The 17822-nt window shown below is 55.1% G+C and carries 10 protein-coding genes; 2 read left to right on the top strand and 8 right to left on the bottom strand.

The genetic code is table 11. The features are described 5' to 3' along the window. Positions 1-70: 70 nt before the first annotated feature. The 5 genes from SCARR_RS21390 to SCARR_RS21370 all read right to left on the bottom strand — a co-directional run bounded on the left by SCARR_RS21390 (position 71) and on the right by SCARR_RS21370 (position 12327). Complete coding sequence (locus SCARR_RS21390) at positions 71-700, bottom strand: response regulator (protein WP_136063677.1); 630 nt, start codon at positions 698-700, stop codon at positions 71-73. Then, a complete protein-coding gene (locus tag SCARR_RS21385; RefSeq protein WP_136063676.1) occupies positions 693-2810 on the bottom strand; it encodes a sensor histidine kinase in 2118 nt (705 codons plus the stop codon). The genes SCARR_RS21390 and SCARR_RS21385 overlap by 8 nt, the downstream gene beginning before the upstream one ends. Positions 2811-3094: 284 nt before the next feature. Further along, positions 3095-5992 (bottom strand): hypothetical protein, encoded by a 2898-nt coding sequence (locus tag SCARR_RS21380; protein WP_136063675.1) that lies wholly within the window; start codon positions 5990-5992, stop codon positions 3095-3097. A gap of 101 nt (positions 5993-6093) precedes the next feature. After that, positions 6094-9369 carry a fibronectin type III domain-containing protein gene (locus SCARR_RS21375; RefSeq protein ID WP_136063674.1) on the bottom strand — a complete coding sequence of 1092 codons (3276 nt, stop codon included), beginning with the start codon at positions 9367-9369 and terminating at the stop codon, positions 6094-6096. Between the two features lie 438 nt (positions 9370-9807). Beyond that, positions 9808-12327, bottom strand: coding sequence for a hypothetical protein (locus SCARR_RS21370; protein WP_136063673.1), 2520 nt, complete (start codon positions 12325-12327; stop codon positions 9808-9810). Positions 12328-13169: 842 nt separating this feature from the next. On the opposite strand from SCARR_RS21370, the gene SCARR_RS21365 reads away from it, so the two are divergent. Next, entirely contained in the window at positions 13170-13772 is a 603-nt protein-coding gene (locus SCARR_RS21365; RefSeq protein ID WP_136063672.1) for a nitroreductase family protein, read from the top strand. A 225-nt stretch (positions 13773-13997) separates the two neighbouring features. Here the strand turns inward: SCARR_RS21365 and SCARR_RS21360 are convergent, their stop codons facing one another. Beyond that, positions 13998-14276 (bottom strand): hypothetical protein, encoded by a 279-nt coding sequence (locus SCARR_RS21360; protein WP_136063671.1) that lies wholly within the window; start codon positions 14274-14276, stop codon positions 13998-14000. Between the two features lie 164 nt (positions 14277-14440). Continuing rightward, entirely contained in the window at positions 14441-14869 is a 429-nt protein-coding gene (locus SCARR_RS21355) for a hypothetical protein (protein ID WP_168433507.1), read from the bottom strand. Between the two features lie 381 nt (positions 14870-15250). On the opposite strand from SCARR_RS21355, the gene mutL reads away from it, so the two are divergent. After that, positions 15251-17122 (top strand): DNA mismatch repair endonuclease MutL, encoded by a 1872-nt coding sequence (gene mutL / locus SCARR_RS21350; RefSeq protein ID WP_136063669.1) that lies wholly within the window; start codon positions 15251-15253, stop codon positions 17120-17122. A gap of 110 nt (positions 17123-17232) precedes the next feature. Here mutL and SCARR_RS21345 read toward each other — a convergent pair whose 3' ends face one another. Next, positions 17233-17739 (bottom strand): hypothetical protein, encoded by a 507-nt coding sequence (locus tag SCARR_RS21345; protein WP_136063668.1) that lies wholly within the window; start codon positions 17737-17739, stop codon positions 17233-17235. Positions 17740-17822: the final 83 nt, after the last annotated feature.

Below are 17822 nucleotides of genomic sequence, written 5' to 3'. Positions count from 1 at the left end.
CATTTATATAGTACGCCTGCGCGTTCTTTTGTATAGCTAGACATCTGTCTAGGAGGAAACGGAGGCCGGATTAGCGCGTCAGATGCACAATCCCTTGCTTTACTGCAGTTATTGCTGCCTGGGTCCGGTCTGAGGCGCCCAGCTTACATAAAACATTGGAAACATGAAGCCGGACGGTTCCAGCGGAAATATTGAGCGAAGCCATGATTTCCTTGTTGCTGTTACCATCAACAATTAGGCGGAGAACTTCCAGCTCGCGGGCGGTGAGGTTTTCCTGCTCTTTCCGGGCCTCCAGCCGTTCGGCGATTGCAGGCGGGAAATAGGTTCCGCCAGCGCCGACCACCCGAATGGCTTCGAGCACGTTGCCGGCCGCCTCGGACTTGGAAAGGTATCCCCGGACGCCCGCCTGCCACGCCTGCCAGATGTCCTCTTCACCCTCATACACCGAAAGCACAATGATCTTGGCGTCCGGGAATTCGGCCACAATTTTGCGAGAGCATTCAACGCCATCCTCGCCGGGCATCCGGTAATCCATCGTTACGACATCGGGCTTGAGCTTGCGGAACATTTCCAGCGCCGCGGCACCGTTGGCGGCTTCGCCGGCCGACCGCAGATCCTCTTCCTCCGAAAGCGCCTCGAGAATCCCCATGCGCAGCAGGACATTGTCGTCCACCACCAAAACAGTAAGTGCCTTATTCATGATCTTCCTCCTTAATAAACTCCGCAACCGGCACGGCCAAATGCAGCTTGGTGCCTCGCCCCGCTTTGCTTTCAATTTCAAGCGTGCCGTGGAGCCGATTAGCCCGCTCGTACATTCCTCTCACGCCGAACCGGCCCGTGCCCTGTATGATGCCGGGGTCGAAGCCGCACCCGTCGTCCTCCAGAACGAGCCGGAACTCGTTCGGGCTGTAGCGCAGCTCAACGCGAAAGGTCTTGGGGGCGGCATGGGCAATGGCATTGTTGGCCGCTTCAGTCACCATGCGCAGCAAATGGTGTTCTGCAAAAAGGGTAAGCCGGAGCGGTGCGCCCTCCCGCTCGACGGCGAATACGGCGGTGCTGTTTTCGAACAAGGGCCCGAGCGTATGCTCGATGGCGGCCTGCAGATCCATCTCTTCCAGAATGCCCCCGCGCAGATCGTGAATCGAGGCGCGGGATTCCTCCCGGCAGACGCGGAGCATGCTTTCCGCCAACTCGACCGACGCCCCGGCCGAGGCCGGGTTTTTTTCGATCTTGCGAAGAATGTTTTTCAACTGGATCGACAAGGCGGTCAGGCCCTGCTCGAGCGTATCGTGCAGTTCGCGGGCAATCCGCTGGCGCTCGTTCAGCACGGTCTCGCGCTTGATCTGCTTCCCGATCACCGCCGTCTGCCGCCCCACCGTCTTGCGCAGCGCCGCCACCCAGACCAAAAACAGGGAGGCAATGCCCAGCGCCGCCCCGGAAATCCACAACAGCCGTTTTGTCGTCCACCAAGGGACGGGCTGCAGCACGACCAGATCGTCTTCGCTGCGCAGCTGCAGCCAAAGCCCGTCAATAAAGAGCCGCCACTGAATGCGCCGGTTTTCAATCAGATGGCAGATGCCCGTCAGCTCCAGCAGCGCCCCGGGCCTCAACTGTTCGCTAACCTCCATTCCGGGCGGCAGCTTGGCCTCGAACAAATGTGTCCCCGAGCGGCACAGCAGGCTGAGCCGCCCCCGCCCCTCCAGCTCGTTCGGCAAGAGCCCGAACGTTTTACCCACATCCACCAGCCGGGCTTGGATTTTAACCAATTCATAATTCAGCCCCGGCCCGAGCTCTGCCTCCAGAATAACGGCCTGCGGTTCCGGTCCGCCGTTGGATTCCGCCGGCTCCAACACCGACACCGACCGCGCCCGAAACCCCGGACTGACTGCCTCCCTCACGGTAAACCCTTCCAGCTCCACCCGTTGCCCCACTTCCACCGCGCTTCCATCCAGCACCGCCGCCTTCAGGCACGCCTGTTCACCCCTTAAAAATATTTCCCGGGGCCCCGCATAAGTCACCCGCCCGTGTGTTCGAACCGCTTGCTGATGATCCACTCCCAGGCGCATCAGCGAGTGAATCGGCACCGACTGCAACTCGGCCCCCGGCTCCTCCTCATGAAGCGGTTTGAAGTCCGCAACGGAATTCACATAAAGAACCCGGCCCGTCAGCTGTCGCTGCCGGTTGAAGACGGAACCGATCACGGCATCGAAACGCACCTGCTTGAACATGATTTCGGCCAGCTGCTTTTCCGCCTCTTCCGAATAAGGGACCTGGATGCTCATGGCAATCAATCCATGCATTTCCAGTTGCAATACAATCGCCTGAAAAGTTTTTCCGCCAATCAACATGGAGGTTAACCGGCCGGTGACCGAAACCCAGTCGCAGTCGATGCCTGCCGAATTGATTTCATCAAGGCGCAACGGACGGGCCTCCGGCAGCGGACGCGATTCCAGTACGGTCACCCGCTCCGCTGAAACGTCTGGAATAAACTCGCCCGCCGAAGTAAAACCCTCAATCCGAACCATGTCGCCAGACTCAAGCGGCCTCGGCGTAGAATTCCCTCGGTAGCGCCCCACGTACAAGCCATGCTTTCCGTCAAACGCGAAGAACCCGAGCAGGGAGGGCTGCACCCGAAGCACCTGCGCCTCGATCGACACCGGCAACCCCTTGGCCGCCTCGGCAGGGGGCAAGCTTCGGATTTCCGCAATGCTCTCAATCGCCGGCCCGGCCGCAGCAGTTCCCGCAAAAAGCAAGACCCCGGCAACGGCACTGCGCACATGACTTCTAGACTGGAATTTAAAATTTCGCATGAAATTATCAGTTTACAACAATACCCGCCCCTTTCCAAGCCTTTGAGCCCGCCTCCGAAACGAAGATGCCTCCCTTACCGCCCTTTTGCTCAGTGGCGAACCAGCGTGGTTCCAGCTTCAGTGCCAGAATTGCCGGATCTATACCATTCCAACGGAACTGAACGCTTCTTTCGAGACAAGGACAGGAAGATTAGAGCTCTTGACACTAGAAATGTCGTTTCTGAATTAAAAATCGTCCTGTCCAACAAATCCACATCCGGAACTGTGGTTTTTCATGATATGCATTATTCCACCTCGGCCCGGACACGGTAGAAGCGGTTGGTGGCTCCGTCGCTATCGACCATTTCAATCAGGGTTCCGGTGCCGGACACGCCGTTGGTGAAATCGGCCCAACCGGACAGCAGGTCTTCGGTGGCCTCAATGGCGTAAAGGCGGTTCGACTTCGACTCGAAGGAAATCCTGAAGCCGCTGCCGAGCTCGGGAATTCCTGCCGTCGACAGGAAATCCTGGTCATTATGCGGATCGGTGCCGCAGACATATTCGGCGGCGTTGTCGTAGCCGTCGAGGTCGGAGTCGATGGCTCCGTCTGTATAGTCGGACGGATTAAAGCCGTTGGCAATTTCCCACGCGTCGGTCATGCCGTCGAGGTCGCGGTCGGAATTCAACACGGCATCGCTGGCGTCTTCCGCCGTGAGGCGGACGGAGGTAATCTTCATCAACGCCTCCCCTTCAGCCGGCACGATGGTTACGGTGTTGGAACCGTCAAGCAAAACGCCTTCGGGAATGCGCAGCGAAACCTTGGCCCAGTGGCGCGGCGCGCCGTCGGTGTAGGAAAGGTCGGGCAGATCGGACAATGCCGTTCCATTGACGGAAACGGATTGCAGGCCGTTGCTGAAGCCGCTAAAGGCATAGAGCCCGAGGTTCACCCAACCGGCGCTGTGGGTTTTGCCGGCAGCGGAAGGCAGCTCAATGGCGAAGTCTTCCCCCACCCCGGTCTGCATCGGCACAAGGGTGCGGTCGCCATAGTGGTTCGACTCCTCCCAAACCGGCAGCGACGGCATGCCGGACAACGCCAGTTTGAGCATTACGGTTTCGTCAGGTCCGATGAGTACGCTGTGGATATCGGCCGGCGCGAACGGATCGCGCGCAACATCGTTGTTCCCCAGATAAAGCCGCTGCATCTCAGCCGACATCAACGTTGCGCCAGCAGGCAAGGCGGCTTGCACATCGACCTGATAGGATTCTTTATAGTTATTCTGCATCACCACAAACAGGTTGGTGCCGCCCGAGTTGAAGGCACGCTGCAAAAGATGCGGCGAGTCGGCATCGGAAAAGAGATAGTCGCCTTCAAGATTGCGCCAGAAGCGCAGGTATTCAAAGTAGCTGGTTTTATAAATATTGGTGCCGTTGTCATCGGAGGCAAAGAAGACCCGCTTTTGATTCCAATTGTAGGGCGCCCACGACATCAGGAAGGCGCTCATCTTATCGACCACGTCCGGACGGTCGAGCAGGGAGAGCAGGATGCCGTTGCAGCTGCGCAGCTGGTAAAAGGCATTGGTGTCGCCGGCACTGTTGTTCAGCAGGCCGTATTCCGAAAAGACAAACGGCTTGGTTTCGCCCCAGGTGTTGACCTGCTCGTTTTCCCACAGGTCGAGGAAAGAAGGAAGGCGGCCCAGATGCCAGATTTCAAACCGTTCGAGATAGTCGTCATAGCTGGTTCCGCCGTTCATCTGCTCGTAGGTGTGCATCGCATAGGCGCCCATCTTGTCGCCGGTTTGGTGCACAAACTTTTTGTTGCCGCCTTCCCACGGGGAAAAGTCGCCATCCTTGTCGTCGCGGAACGGATAGGCATCGGTCGAACCGGCCACCTTTACGGAATTGGAGTAGACCGACGCGTTCATCGCGTCAGCCACCGCATTGTGGTATTCGGAAAGCTTGTCCCACGCGTCGGAATCCCAGAACCAGCCAAAGTTGCTCTGGATCGAGCTTTCGTTGGTGACCTCGTACCACTTGGGCCGCAGGCCGCCCAACTCCTCGATGCGGTCGAAAACGCGCACCACCGCTTCGCCATGCGCAACGTGGTTGGAAACCGTCGGCACATTGTGCGTCATGTTGGTCGGCCAGCACATGTAATCCGGATAGTCTCCGTGACCACGGCCGGAAAAAACGGTCTTGTGGTCCGGGTCGTATCCCTTGGCCGTCACATAGCGGGACAGCTGGCCGGTGTAGTTGGAAATCGCAGCCGGATCGATGAACGAGTCGCGCGCGGGATCTTCAGGAAACTGGCCGTAGCCGATCGTACCGCGCGACGGCCACATGTTTCCCTCTTCATTGATCCATTCATCGATTTTCTTGCCGTCAACCGTACGCGTTCCATAGCCGGCTTCATGATAGACGCCGAACCAGGTTTCGCGGTCGAGCGCCGTAATCCCGCCAATCGAGCGGGTGCGCGTGGCATCCACGTTTAAAACGACAGAAATCGGAGGAGCTACAGTTGTGACGACCCAGCGGTCGAGATCCAGCGTGACGCCCGTCGCGCTCACGCCGCGAAAGCTGGCGTTCATGATACCGCCCCACGATCCGTCCGCCGTCGATTGCGTCCAGGCGCTGGAGCTGCTGCCGAGATCAGAGCCGGCCGTTAGGTTGGTGGCGGATACGGTTCCGACAAATTCGTTGGAGACACCGCTGCGGGTGATCGTCTGCGTAAACTTGATCCAATCGCTGGAGGCCACGGCTGGAACGTCGATGCGCTGGCTTGGCTCTGAGCTGCCGAACCAGTAGCTGCCGTCGCCGTTGGAGTGGATCTTCGAGCCGATCGACGGCGTGTTGCCGCCCGAATGTTCGGTATTGATTGCAAAGCCGAAATAGTAAACATCGGAATTCGGCCAGCCATTGGTTGTCGAGAGGCGAAACGTGCTCTCAATCTGCACCGAAGCACCGACATCGAGAGAGAAGCTGGCATAGTTGCGGGCCCGAGACCACCCGCCGGCCATCGTGGCATAGCCATCACCTGCCGTATCGGCAGCCAACCAAGCTTCCTGCGCATTGAAGCCCTGAATTCCATTAATCGGAGCTCCGTCGCTGAATCCCCCCGTAGCCGAAAACTCAATGTCCAGCACCGGCGTGGCAAACGCCGGAGAAACAAGAAGGGTTATCATGGAAATAGTTGCTTTTACTCTCATATTTGACCTCCCAACCATTGGATATTTTTTTTGCATAGATGCTGAAAAACCCCGCCCGAGGCGGGGTTTTCCAATATACTTATGAACAACTCAGCGAGCGTTTAGTCAACGTCCACCTTGATGAAGGTCCGGTCAGCAGCATTCGGAATATAATTCGTCACCACCGTCCAGTAATAGTCAACATCCGTCTCAACGGCTGTGTAGCCCGTATCCGACCAGGGGCCGAATACCAGATTATCCGTCGTCTTCAGCGTATACGTAAGGCCGGAGACCGGATCACGCTGCTTATAATAAACATACGTAATGGCGTCTTCAGCCGTATCTGGATCCGCCACAACCGTCATATCCATTACCGGAAGAACCGCTGTATCCGCAACCAGAGGATCGCCGCCATAAGCATATTCCTGCTCGTTGATGATGCCGTCCATGTCCGGATCGAGTCCTGCCGCCGAGTTGGAGCTGACGAGCCCGGCGTTATCCGCCCAATAGTCGTACGAGTCCAGCGCACCGGAGACCTTGATTTCCATCTCGCGAATACTGGAGTTGAAGTGACGGTCGGAATAGAACCCGATCGCGTTGATATCCGTGAATATGCTGGTATCCGGCACGGAATTCGACACGTAGTCCATCTGGGTCGCGGCAGCAACCGCGAGCGGGCTCCATCCAGCGGCGGCCACGTCGCCAACGAGGATAATCTCATCGTCCGTATGCGGCGCCTCAAACATATTGTTTTCATCGGACACATACCAATCCGTTCCATTGCGGATGGCCAGGCGCATATGGGCATCAGCCTGACCGGTATTTCCGTTTGAGTAGTCGGCCAAACGCACCTTGATGTAAAGCGCGCTAGCATCGGCATCGAAGGTCGTGACCGCTCCATATCCCATGTCTTCAACCTTGACGAAGGCCAGCGTCGATGCATAAGGACCAAAGCTCCAGACGGCGGCACCACCCCAGAAGTTGATACGCAGTTCGTCACGGCGAACCTGCAAGGTAGGATCCTTACACTGGTGCAATCCGTAGATCGTGGGTCCGGTATAGCCATCCACTCCGTTGGCGTAAAACGGCGTAGTCATGGCATCGATATAGCTCATTGTGTTGCTGACCGCTGCGATCCCGGTTTGGATCCAGTCGATATCCGAATCAGCCCAGTCGGGATTGTTAATCGAATAAACCGGCTCCAAAGCGACAGGAGCCGCAACAAAGTTTGTGCTGGCGGTATTCGGAGCCAAGTCTGAATCGAAGTTTGCCGTCAGCATGTAGGTATTCTCAACACCATTCCAACGCGGAGCATCGGTGATCGAAGTAATGTTGGTTTTTTCTGCCACAACATATGCCTCACTGTTCGGTGTTTCCACGGTAAGGGTGTATCCGCCCAATGCGTCCAGCACCGGTTCCCACTCGATAGAAACTTCGCGGTCGCCGGAAATAACACTCGTGACGAAAGGCGCTTCCACTACAGGAAGGTTACCAGCCGAATGCAACACGTTAACTTCATCGACTGTGGCATTGATGATACTCACCAGCGTGCCGTCGTTCGCGGCCTGGGAATGGCCCATGGCGAATATGGCGGCCGGAGCGTCGTACATATCCTGGGAATCCTTGAGTTCGTATTCAATCTTCACGGAGGTTTCGTCGCTGGAAGACCAGCCGCTCGTCAGGTTGGTGATGGATGCCCACGCCTGGTAGACGCCAACTTCGCGGGTTTTGCGGATTTTCCAGGCAATACGCAACGGATCGGTTTCCAGATCGGCGGCGGATCCTGCCACATAGTCCCATGCATCATCCTTTGGATTCCAACCGGCGTTGGCCTTGCCGATGTCCGCCAAGCGGTTCGAATTGTCGTCGTTCGCATTTGTTCCGGTACCGAACAGGACGACAATCTTGCCGTTGGAGCGCACCTTGATATGGAACATGGCCATCATGTCTTTTTCTGCTGCAAGTGCATCCGTGGTGCCGGAAGTCAGGCCAAACTCCATGACGCCCCAGTTCACGAAATCGGCAAAACCCGGTCCCACGTTCGGGTTGGACGTGCCAACCGCTTCGGTCGCGCTGATGACCACATCGAAGGAGCCTTCAACCACATCGTCTGCGGCATTCTGCATGAGGCGATCCAGATAAACGGCGTTGCCGACGACCGGGTCGAAGTCAGCTACTGTGGACACCGTGTCCGCCTTGTTGGTGCCGCCTTCGTCGATTACGGCAAAAGCATTGTTGCTGCTTCCAGAAATCTCGCCCCATTCTGCATTGGCGGCCAAATCGCCGAGCGAGAGGGCTTCGAAGTCTGCAGTTGCGTACACCGACTCGTCGACGTAAACCTTTTTCGGAGTCACCGAAACCTCATCCGACTTGACGGAGTCTCCACCGGCAAATTTCGCCACAATGGAGTAATAATAGGTCGTCCCGTTCGAAACGGTGTCGTCAAGATGGCTTTCCGTGTCAACCGTGACAGGCGTTACCCCTGTGTAGTCTCCGGGGATCTCGGTTCTGTATACGTCATATTGCGTTGCACCCGGCATGACATCCCAGCCCAAGGTAACCTCGCCATCGAGTCCCAGTGCGGAAACGGATGTCGGAGCGGCAATAACCACATCCAGTTTTTCCATTTTCACGTTCTGGATATAGTTGGTGATTTGCCATGCACTGTGAATGGTGAGCGAAAGATCGGAGCTTGCCCATACATCGGGACGCACGATGCCGCTATCCGAACCCGTGTAATACGCACCTGATGTCAGGTTACTCGTGGACACAGCAACGTTGAACTCGTTGGCAACATGCGATTTGGTGATCGTGTAGACGGAGCGAAGCACATCGGAACCGGCATCGATGTATGCCGCACTGTCATACGGTGCCTCGTTGGTGTAGTATCCAAACGGATTCATTCCGCAGTCCGCTTCAGCCATCATTACGTAGGTTCCAGGACCAGCCCACTGCTGGTTGTCCGGGAAAAAGTTCACCTGGCCGCTGTAGCGGTTTTGAGGCTCCAACCCGAACATAAATACATAAGCGTTCAGGAGTTGGGCATTATTCGTTGCCGTGGCGATACCGTTGTCCTGAATACCAAATCCGAAACCTTGATAGTGGTTACGGGTGCTGGGGATGCTCACGCGATAATCCAGCGTGACTTCAAGCCTCTCGCCAACCGCCAGACTCGTGCCCGCACCGGAAAACACGATCCGGTCGCCCGTTGTGGCCAGCATCAACTCTCCGCTTACCACCTCGTTGGTCTTGCCGGCGGTTGAAGCAACCCAGCCGCTCACGCTATTGATGTCTCCATCCGAATATCCGCTGAAATCCTCATTCATGATTTCAGTCGCTTGCGATGGCAACACCGACGCCACCGCGCACAACGCCACTAATAATACTTTTTTCATCATATTATCCTCTCATTTTCGGCAGCCCCCAAACAGGGCATTTTAAGCACCAGCCCTGCCCGTCAGAACCCATGCGCCTTTTCCGATTTACATATGTTAACGTAAACTTTTATTTGAAGATTGTAAAGCGAATGCCTCAAAAAAAAACCTGCCAAAAGAACAGGGCAACCTAAGTTCATCTCAAATACTCCGACCCTCTAAAATAGAAGCATTATGAGGGTTATATGAAACAAACCCTTCATAGCTTAATTATTATCGCCTTAACAACCAACCACTCAACTGATTAATGCCTTCAATTGTTATCGTTGCCACTATGTTCACTAAAAAGGGAAAACATTCCCTATCAGAACAAAAAGAAAATGCATAGGCCCCGCCCGCATCCCGCCACAAAAAAACCCCGCACAAAGGCGGGGTTTTTCCTAACTTCCAATATCTGAAAGGTTAGTCCTGCTGTTCGAGATACAGCTTCACGAATATTTTGCCTGATCCGGAGTCTGTCACCGTTTCTGAAATCTCGCTCATTTCGAAATCATCAAGGGCAACAACCGTCACTCCGCCAGTAATCCACGTACCAGTCACAAGATCTTCCGTCGTCATAAGGGCATATCCTACTGCCGGATCATTACGCACGGAGAACATATAGTCCGTGCCAGCGATCACCGGTACAACACCAACATCGGATGTGAGGTTCGGATCGCCGTTAAGCACCCATTCGCCCCAGTTGTTGATGCCGTCGGCGTCATTATGGCCAGCCGGATCGGTTACACCGTTATTTTCCGCCCAGAGATCATAACCATCCAGCGCCGGAACAATGTGCTTAACCAGCAGGTTGTCGACTGAAACGCCATTGGTGCTATCATAGTTGGACGCACCGTAGAATGCAAAGAACAGTTCATCGGCATTGTAGGTAGCAGCCTGCGTGAAGCTGACATCCGACACACCCGTGGAGAATCCACTGACCGTATTAGAGATGGTTACATCTGTAATCCATTCGTCCGCTGTAGCAGATTTTTCAAGCGTATACGTGACATGACACCACTCGGTAGTCGTTGCGCCTGAAACCGCAACCGTACCCAGATTTGTGAGCGATGTAAGAACATCGTCTGCAGCAATGCTGTCTTTGTAGGTTTCAATACGAAGATCACCAGCCGCTTTCTCGTCAAAACGGATACCCATAGCGTGATCACTATTGTACGCCATACCGGCATTCACGTAGTTCGTTGACAGCAACACATCCAGCATGGTCTTGTTAATGAGGCCTTTGCGCAAATAGAGCTGCGTATCGAAGTCAATTTCGATCGTATCACCGACCTCAACATCCGTAATGGTGCTGAAGGTGTTCATTTCACCGCGCCAGTTGTAGCCTAGCCCCTCAGATGGCCAGCACGTGGCAACGCCGTTGGTCGTAACAAAATGATCCCCGGTAGAATTCAGAGGATCCCATTCGCGATCGGAATCCAAGAATGCACCATCAACCAAGTCATTGAAATCTTCATCAATGATCACGCCTGCAGGCAGTGCATCAGCCGGATCCTGCGAACGCATGCTGACGACAAAGTTATCGTATTCGTTACCTTCTGTTCCGTCGGCCAAATCGTTGAATGAAGAACCGTAGAAATAGTGGTTTTGTAAATTATACCAAGTGGCATTATCGACCTTAATTTCATCGATGGATGCTGTTGCTCCCGTGCTCTTATTCGAGACTGACAGGTCGATATACCAAATATTTTCCGTGGTGGTTTTTTCCAGCGTGTAAGTCACACGCATCGTATCACTGGTATTATCGCCTCCTGCCGGACCAATGCCGAACAGGGCATCATCCCAAGTGCTAAGATAGACGGCATTCGTGGTTTCATAGAACACCGGACGGAATCCTCCCCCGAAGCGTTGCTCCATGCGGAACGACATCGGTGTGTGATCACTTTGGGCGTAGGAACTTAAACGATTGGCCCAAATTCCATCCCAAAGATTCGTTTGCATCCCGAAATCAAGATAACTGTTGTTTTTGTCACCATCCGTGAACACGCGCCAGTCAAACTCCACAACAACGGTCTCTCCCGCCAGCGGCTGAATTGGAGTTTCGTTATAGACACCGCCCCAACTCGCACCGGTCTTATTGGTAGAGAACCCAGGACGTTGCATAGCATAGCCATTGTAGCCCATCCACTTTTCGTTGTTTCCAAGAAGTTCCCAATTGCCACGGTACTGAACACTCGCCCCATCGGCCAAGTCATTGAAATCGTCTTCCCAAATGACACTTTCAAGGGGCTTTTCAAAGATTTCCACTTTGAAGTTATCCCACTTAGTCTCCTTCACTCCTCCGACATTACCTGTGCGGATTCCCACATTGACTTTGGCAGCATTGTAGGCGTTCGAATTAACCACGGTGATTAGGACATTGTCCTTAATTATCACGCTTTCCGTCAGGTTGGAGAAGCTGGATTTAACACTGAACTCACCCACAACTGTGGATTTTACGATCTCGGCCGTCCAGCGGATCCACGAGTTTGTGCCCTGAAAATTATTTAAATCGTACCAACCGGCCCAGTTCACGCCGTTATTGAACGTCTTGAGCTCCGACCCAACTTGGACAATATCTCCGCCCGTGTTCTCGGCAGTATCCGAGATTCCGATTTTTGCCGCTGTCCCGCCATGGCTCGCATCATGGTTTCCGTACCAGAAATCGGTTGTGATAACCACCTTGTTGGTCTCTAGCAGTTCGGATGTCATAACGAGCGACGGCCAAAGCTTTGCGCGGCCCCAGTCGTTGGTCGAAATCAATATGCCGTCACCCTCGGCATCGGTAACTACATACCCACTTTGGGCTTCCCATTGGGCCTGAGCACTCAGCAGGTCGTTCGACATGCCATCGGCCGTTGTGAAGTCCGTTGTATAGAAACTCAAAGCATTGGCCATACCTGCCACCAACACCATCGACATCATTATCGCTAACTTTTTCATCTCATGTTCTCCTCAATTCAGCCGCCCACGACGGACACTCTTCATGCAGCCGGCCTCCCTCGGCATAGCTACGGCCTATTTGCGAACGTACACAAAGTATGTTTGGCACCGTTCACATGCAACTTTTTTTTGCGGGTTTTTTTCATCTATCCCTCTTTTATAGCTCTGTCATTGAACAAACCACATTCACTCCACCCCAAGTCCTTAAAGCACCAGCCCCCCTAAAACCTAGCCAAATTGTTAGCATCCAACCCTCTACGCAACAACTTCTTTGTTACCTATAACATTTCGGTTGCTTCACTTTCTGGCAACGGGACTTCCCCCGTTCCCCCTTCCAGAGGTTAACGGAAAAGAAGCGCCGCGCTCCCTTCCAGCTCTTGGCTGTTGCTGTCGTTTCTCCAGCTTCGCTTCGCGTCGTCGCATCCGGCGAAGGACAAGCCTCCCCTCTCCGGCAAAGAACCCCGTCGTTAAGTCGAGCGTTTTCATTTAGACAGCTATGGCGTTTTAAATATTCCTGTGGTCACAGGAAGTTTCTACTGAAAATCTGGACAGGACAATTAGATGACAGACTCGAAGCGGGGCTGGCGTAACACGAAGTGAGAGCAAAGCTCAACCGTCGGCCGCGAAGCGGCAATTATGCCATTCCTGAATGACGCAAAGCTTAATTACCCACAGGGAATGGTTCAAATCGTCATGTCATTCAATTGTCCTGTCCGATCATCCACGGCAGAACAGCTATGGTTTTTCTTCATCTGCTCTAAGCGGCCCAAGCCCGAAAAAAGCCCTTCCATTTATCTCATTCATTCCTTATGTTTCCGAACGGAATTAAGAGGAAAAAAGTCATGAACGTTCCAGCAGCCATACAAACGCGCCGATCCGTCCGGCATTTCGACCCCAGCCATAAAATGTCCGCCAAGGAGCTTGAAAAGCTGCTTTCGCTGACGTTGCACTCGCCTACCGCATTCAACATTCAAAACTGGCGCTTCGTAGTGGTTCAAGATCCTGAACAGCGGCGGAAGATTCGCGAGGCGGCTTGGGACCAAGACCAGATCACCTCCGCTTCGCTGCTGGTGATTCTCTGCGCCGACCTCAAGGCTTGGGAAAAAGAACCCCTGCGCTATTGGCGCTCCGCCCCGGCTCCGGTGCAGGAATTTATTGTGCCGGCCATCGAGCGCTACTATTCCGGCCTCGACCAGGTCCAGCGCGACGAAGCCATGCGGTCCTGCGGCATCGCCGCCCAGACCCTCATGCTGGCCGCCCAATCCATGGGCTACGATTCCTGCCCCATGGACGGATTTGATTTCGAGACCGTCAGCGACATCATCAACCTGCCCGACGACCATGCCATCTGCATGTTCGTCGCCATCGGCAAAGGCCTAAAAGAAAGCCCTCAAACCAAAGACATGCTCCCGTTCGACGAAGTCGTCATCAAAGACAGTTTTTAGAGCCTTTAACGGTTGAAAAACCGGAATGGAGGAAAAACCTCTGTGTCGTCCTAACGGAAGGTCGGCGAGGAACATTGCGAGCATAGGACGGGACGGAGCCCGTCTCTCCAGATCCCTCTTGTTTTTTTCTCTCCAAGCTTAGAGCATTTACCGATTGAAACACCGTACGTATTCGGTTCATAGAGCCAATCTAGCAAATAAGGGAGGCTCGACACCCAATCTCAGCTACCTGCGCGTGCGATGGTGCCGGTGTTTTTTTGAATGGGCGGCCTGCGGTGTTTTCCAAAGATGGGTGAACCGGTACCGCGAAAAAGCCACGATCAGAAAGCTGCCGGTCAACACAATCGTCACGCAGCCGGCCAGCATGACCGAGGACGCCGGCGCGACGCCCGCCTCATACCGTTGCCGCATGCCGAAGACCAGCAACACTCCCGCCACGCAGGACAGGCCCGCCGCGATGAGAGCCGAAAGTATCGGCCGATGCCTGTAGATCATTGCGCACATAAATCAACCTCCGTCTTTAAAACAGCAAGAGCAATTTCCATTCTCGCATCAACGGAGCCGCCGAGACGGCGGCGATACGTACCGCACGCGTCCCGCCTGCCATCCCTGAGCGACAAATTTAGAAGAAAATGCCCTAGGCCGAACCATTCGGAACAGCTCTCTTCTTATTGCACCCCATCAACCGCCACCTTGATTAGCAAAACCTGCGCCCATTCACGGTTGATTTCGTCGAAGAAGCGCAGCTCCAACCCCTCGGCGCCATCGGCCGGCCTTAAGTCATACGTCCATGCCCCTAGGCCGTCATACATCACCAGCATCTTGCGTGCTTCATCCACGTTTCTGATGCTCACGTTCCGCTTGAGCACGGACGAGTCCGGCGTCAATTGGTAGCGCAGCCGGATTGTTGGGCCGACAATGATCGCTTCGCACATGCAGAACACATTGGTGGAGACCGCCTGCCACTGGCCCTGCATTCGCTGCAGATCCGCCGGATAGGCTTCGGCCGTCTCCGACGCGTCGGCCCCCGTCTCATCGTTGCCGCACCCGTAAAACGTAGCCGCCGCCAAAAATAGAATCAAAAACCGCACCATCATAAATCCCCGTTCAGCTTTCGCCTACAACTCATAATCCAGCCGGCAACGCGGAAAAACATAATCCGTTCTCTATTTTTAGTTTTTTTTACTAATCTTTTGGACGCTCAGGCAGAACAACGTTGCTACCAATAGACATAGACACGGATTGATGCGTCATTGAAAGGAATCCCTAACGACTCCACAAGTGAGCACGGTCGTTTTTTGTATCTTCGTGTAAATCGGCGAACATCTGAGAGACTCGAAGCGAAACGGAGGGAGGCTAAGCGTGCATCGGCGGCAACGAAGCGGCAATCTGTGGTTCCAATTTTCCATTTAGGAAAACTGCGAAAAGGCGCGCCGCACTCTTTCAATCGCTGGAAGCGTTTTGCTATATTCCGCCGAATGCAGAATAAACCCGTCATCCAGATGCTGCCCGACCAGGTGATCAACAAGATCGCCGCCGGCGAGGTGGTTGAACGCCCGGCCTCCGTGATGAAGGAGCTGTTCGAAAATGCGCTCGATGCCGGCGCGACGCAGGTGGATGTGGACGTGATCCGCGGCGGACAGCAGCTCATTGCCATCACCGACAATGGCTGCGGGATGGGCCGCGACCAGGCGCTGCTAAGCATCGAGCGCCACGCCACCAGCAAGATCCGCTCGGAAGCCGACATTGAAAACATCCACACGCTCGGCTTTCGCGGAGAGGCGCTGGCGGCCATTTCCTCCGTCTCGCGCTTCACGCTGATCACCCGCCCCGAAGAAGACCTGTCCGGCACGGAAATCCAGATTGCGGGCGGTAAAATGCTGTCCGTCGAGGATATCGGCTGCCCCGTCGGCACGCGCATGGAGATCCGCAACCTCTTTTTCAACGTACCGGCCCGGCGCAAGTTTCTGCGCGCCGAGCAGACGGAACTGTCGCATATCCGCCAGCTTTTCCTCGTCCACGCCCTCGCCCATCCCGAAACCGGCATGAGCCTGAAGGTGGACGAGCGCATGGTCTACAACCTGCCCATGGCCGGCAAAATGGAGGACCGGATTACGGAACTCTACAACCACGGCTTTTTCGAACAGCTGCTGGAAATCGACCATTCCGATGCGGAATATAAAATCACCGGCTATGCGGGCCTCCCGCAAACCGGACGCAAGGACCGTCAGGACCAGTATATCTTCGTCAACGGCCGCCCCGCCGCCGCGCCGGTGGTCTACCACGCGCTCAACGAAGCCTATCACTCGCTCATTGCCAAAGGCCGCTATCCCGCCGTCTTCCTCTTCATCGAAATGGAGCCGTCGCTCGTCGACGTCAACGTGCACCCAACGAAAAAGGAAGTGCGCTTCCGCCGCCCCAACCAGCTGCGCGACGCCGTAGTTGCCGCGCTCAACAAGGCGCTGACGTTCCAAACATTGGAAGAAGAACCTCCAACCTCAAACTTCCAACTTCCAACATCGCCCCCGCCCCGCCCCATCCGCCCCAAGTTTGAAACGCAGAAGCAGATGAATGAGATTCTGGTGAGGCCTGAGTTGATCAAAGGTCAAAAAGTCGAAGGTCGAAAGTCAAAAGAGACGGAACATCAAACTTCGAACAAGGAACTTCGAACATCGAACATTGAACGCTCAACTCCGAGTGAAGAGCCCCTTCAAGTTTCACGTTTCACGTCTCAAGTTTCACCGGCGCCAGCGGCTTCGCCGCAGTCGCCGTGGGGCTGGTGCCGGATCGTCGGCAAGATCGGCGACAACTATGTGGTGCTCGAAACCGAAGACGGCTATGTGCTGATGGAGCCGCGCGCCGCCCACGAGCGGGTGCTGTTCGAAAAATTCATGCGCGCCGCCCACGAACATGCGGTGCAGAAGCAAGGGCTGCTCGCACCGGAGACCGTCGACCTGCTGCCGTCGGACGCGCAGATCGTGCGCGAAAACATAGCCGACCTTCAGGAACTGGGCTTTGGCGTTTCCGAGTTTGGCGGCGACACGTTCATCATCGATGCTCTGCCGGTCTATGTGCAGGACGGGCCGGCGGAATCGTTGTTAGTGGAAATAGCCCGCGAGCTCGAAAAGGCCGGAAAGAAACGCGGCGAGCGCGAACTGGTGCAGGAACGCATTGCCCAGGCCGCCTGCCAAACCGCAGTGCGCACCAAAGACCAGCTATCCGATCAGGAAATTGAAAAGCTCGTGGCCGATCTGGCCAAAACGGAAATGCCCTACACCTCGCCGCGCGGCCGCCCAACGCTGATCTACACCAGCTTCACCGAGCTCGACCGCAAGTTTAGCCGGGAATAAACCGGGTTTCAGGGTTTCAGGGTTGCAGAGTTTCAGGGTTGCAGGGTTGCAGAGTTTCAGGGTTGCAGAAAAGTCCCTTAAACCATTTAACTTTTCAACCCTTCATCCGCTCAAACGTGGGCAAACTTCCGGGCGCTCGGATCAATGGGACTGCAATGCTTGTTCTCTTTGATCAACTGCGCAAAATGGTCGCGCGCCTTGTTGTAGCGCGCGAGTTCTTCCTTGCTGGCGGCAGACGTGTTTTCCGCTTTTAGTTGCTCAAAGGGGGCCTCAGCCAACCGCAGCGTGCTTTGAATGGAACGGACAATGTCGCTGGCGCGACGCTGGTACTCCTCCGCCTGCAAAGCCACCGACGCCTGATTGGCGCCGAGAAAGCTGAACGACGAGCCCGTCGACCGCTCAACCATGTCTTTTAAATTGAGCATGGAGAGAATCGCCTTCACGTTTCCGGCCAACATATTAATGAATTTGGCGAACTGCTCGTCCTTTTCGTTCTTGCCGCTTTCGCGGATGGAAAACTGCGAGTGCTCGCGCGCCACGCGCAGCAAAAACAGGATTTCTTCATAGTCGGCAATATTGATCCCCGGCCCAAAACCCTGCTGCTGCACGGAGATCATCGATGCCGCCTGCTCAAAAAAAACATCGCGCCGAGCAAGGTGCACTGGCCGGTTTTGGTCAAAATGGTTAATCGCCTTCACGG

It is taken from the genome of Pontiella sulfatireligans (assembly GCF_900890705.1).
Classification (GTDB): Bacteria; Verrucomicrobiota; Kiritimatiellia; order Kiritimatiellales; family Pontiellaceae; genus Pontiella; species Pontiella sulfatireligans.
The sequence above is the reverse complement of the archived record's forward strand: the minus strand, read 5'-3'. Positions and strand labels throughout refer to the sequence as shown.

What these genes read in the sequence shown, in the direction of transcription:
- SCARR_RS21390 (WP_136063677.1), bottom strand. Translation starts at nt 700, where the DNA reads ATGAATAAGGCACTTACTGTTTTGGTGGTGGACGACAATGTCCTGCTG.
- SCARR_RS21385 (WP_136063676.1), bottom strand. Translation starts at nt 2,810, where the DNA reads ATGCGAAATTTTAAATTCCAGTCTAGAAGTCATGTGCGCAGTGCCGTT.
- SCARR_RS21380 (WP_136063675.1), bottom strand. Translation starts at nt 5,992, where the DNA reads ATGAGAGTAAAAGCAACTATTTCCATGATAACCCTTCTTGTTTCTCCG.
- SCARR_RS21375 (WP_136063674.1), bottom strand. Translation starts at nt 9,369, where the DNA reads ATGATGAAAAAAGTATTATTAGTGGCGTTGTGCGCGGTGGCGTCGGTG.
- SCARR_RS21370 (WP_136063673.1), bottom strand. Translation starts at nt 12,327, where the DNA reads ATGAAAAAGTTAGCGATAATGATGTCGATGGTGTTGGTGGCAGGTATG.
- SCARR_RS21365 (WP_136063672.1), top strand. Translation starts at nt 13,170, where the DNA reads ATGAACGTTCCAGCAGCCATACAAACGCGCCGATCCGTCCGGCATTTC.
- SCARR_RS21360 (WP_136063671.1), bottom strand. Translation starts at nt 14,276, where the DNA reads ATGTGCGCAATGATCTACAGGCATCGGCCGATACTTTCGGCTCTCATC.
- SCARR_RS21355 (WP_168433507.1), bottom strand. Translation starts at nt 14,869, where the DNA reads ATGATGGTGCGGTTTTTGATTCTATTTTTGGCGGCGGCTACGTTTTAC.
- mutL (WP_136063669.1), top strand. Translation starts at nt 15,251, where the DNA reads ATGCAGAATAAACCCGTCATCCAGATGCTGCCCGACCAGGTGATCAAC.
- SCARR_RS21345 (WP_136063668.1), bottom strand. Translation starts at nt 17,739, where the DNA reads ATGATCTCCGTGCAGCAGCAGGGTTTTGGGCCGGGGATCAATATTGCC.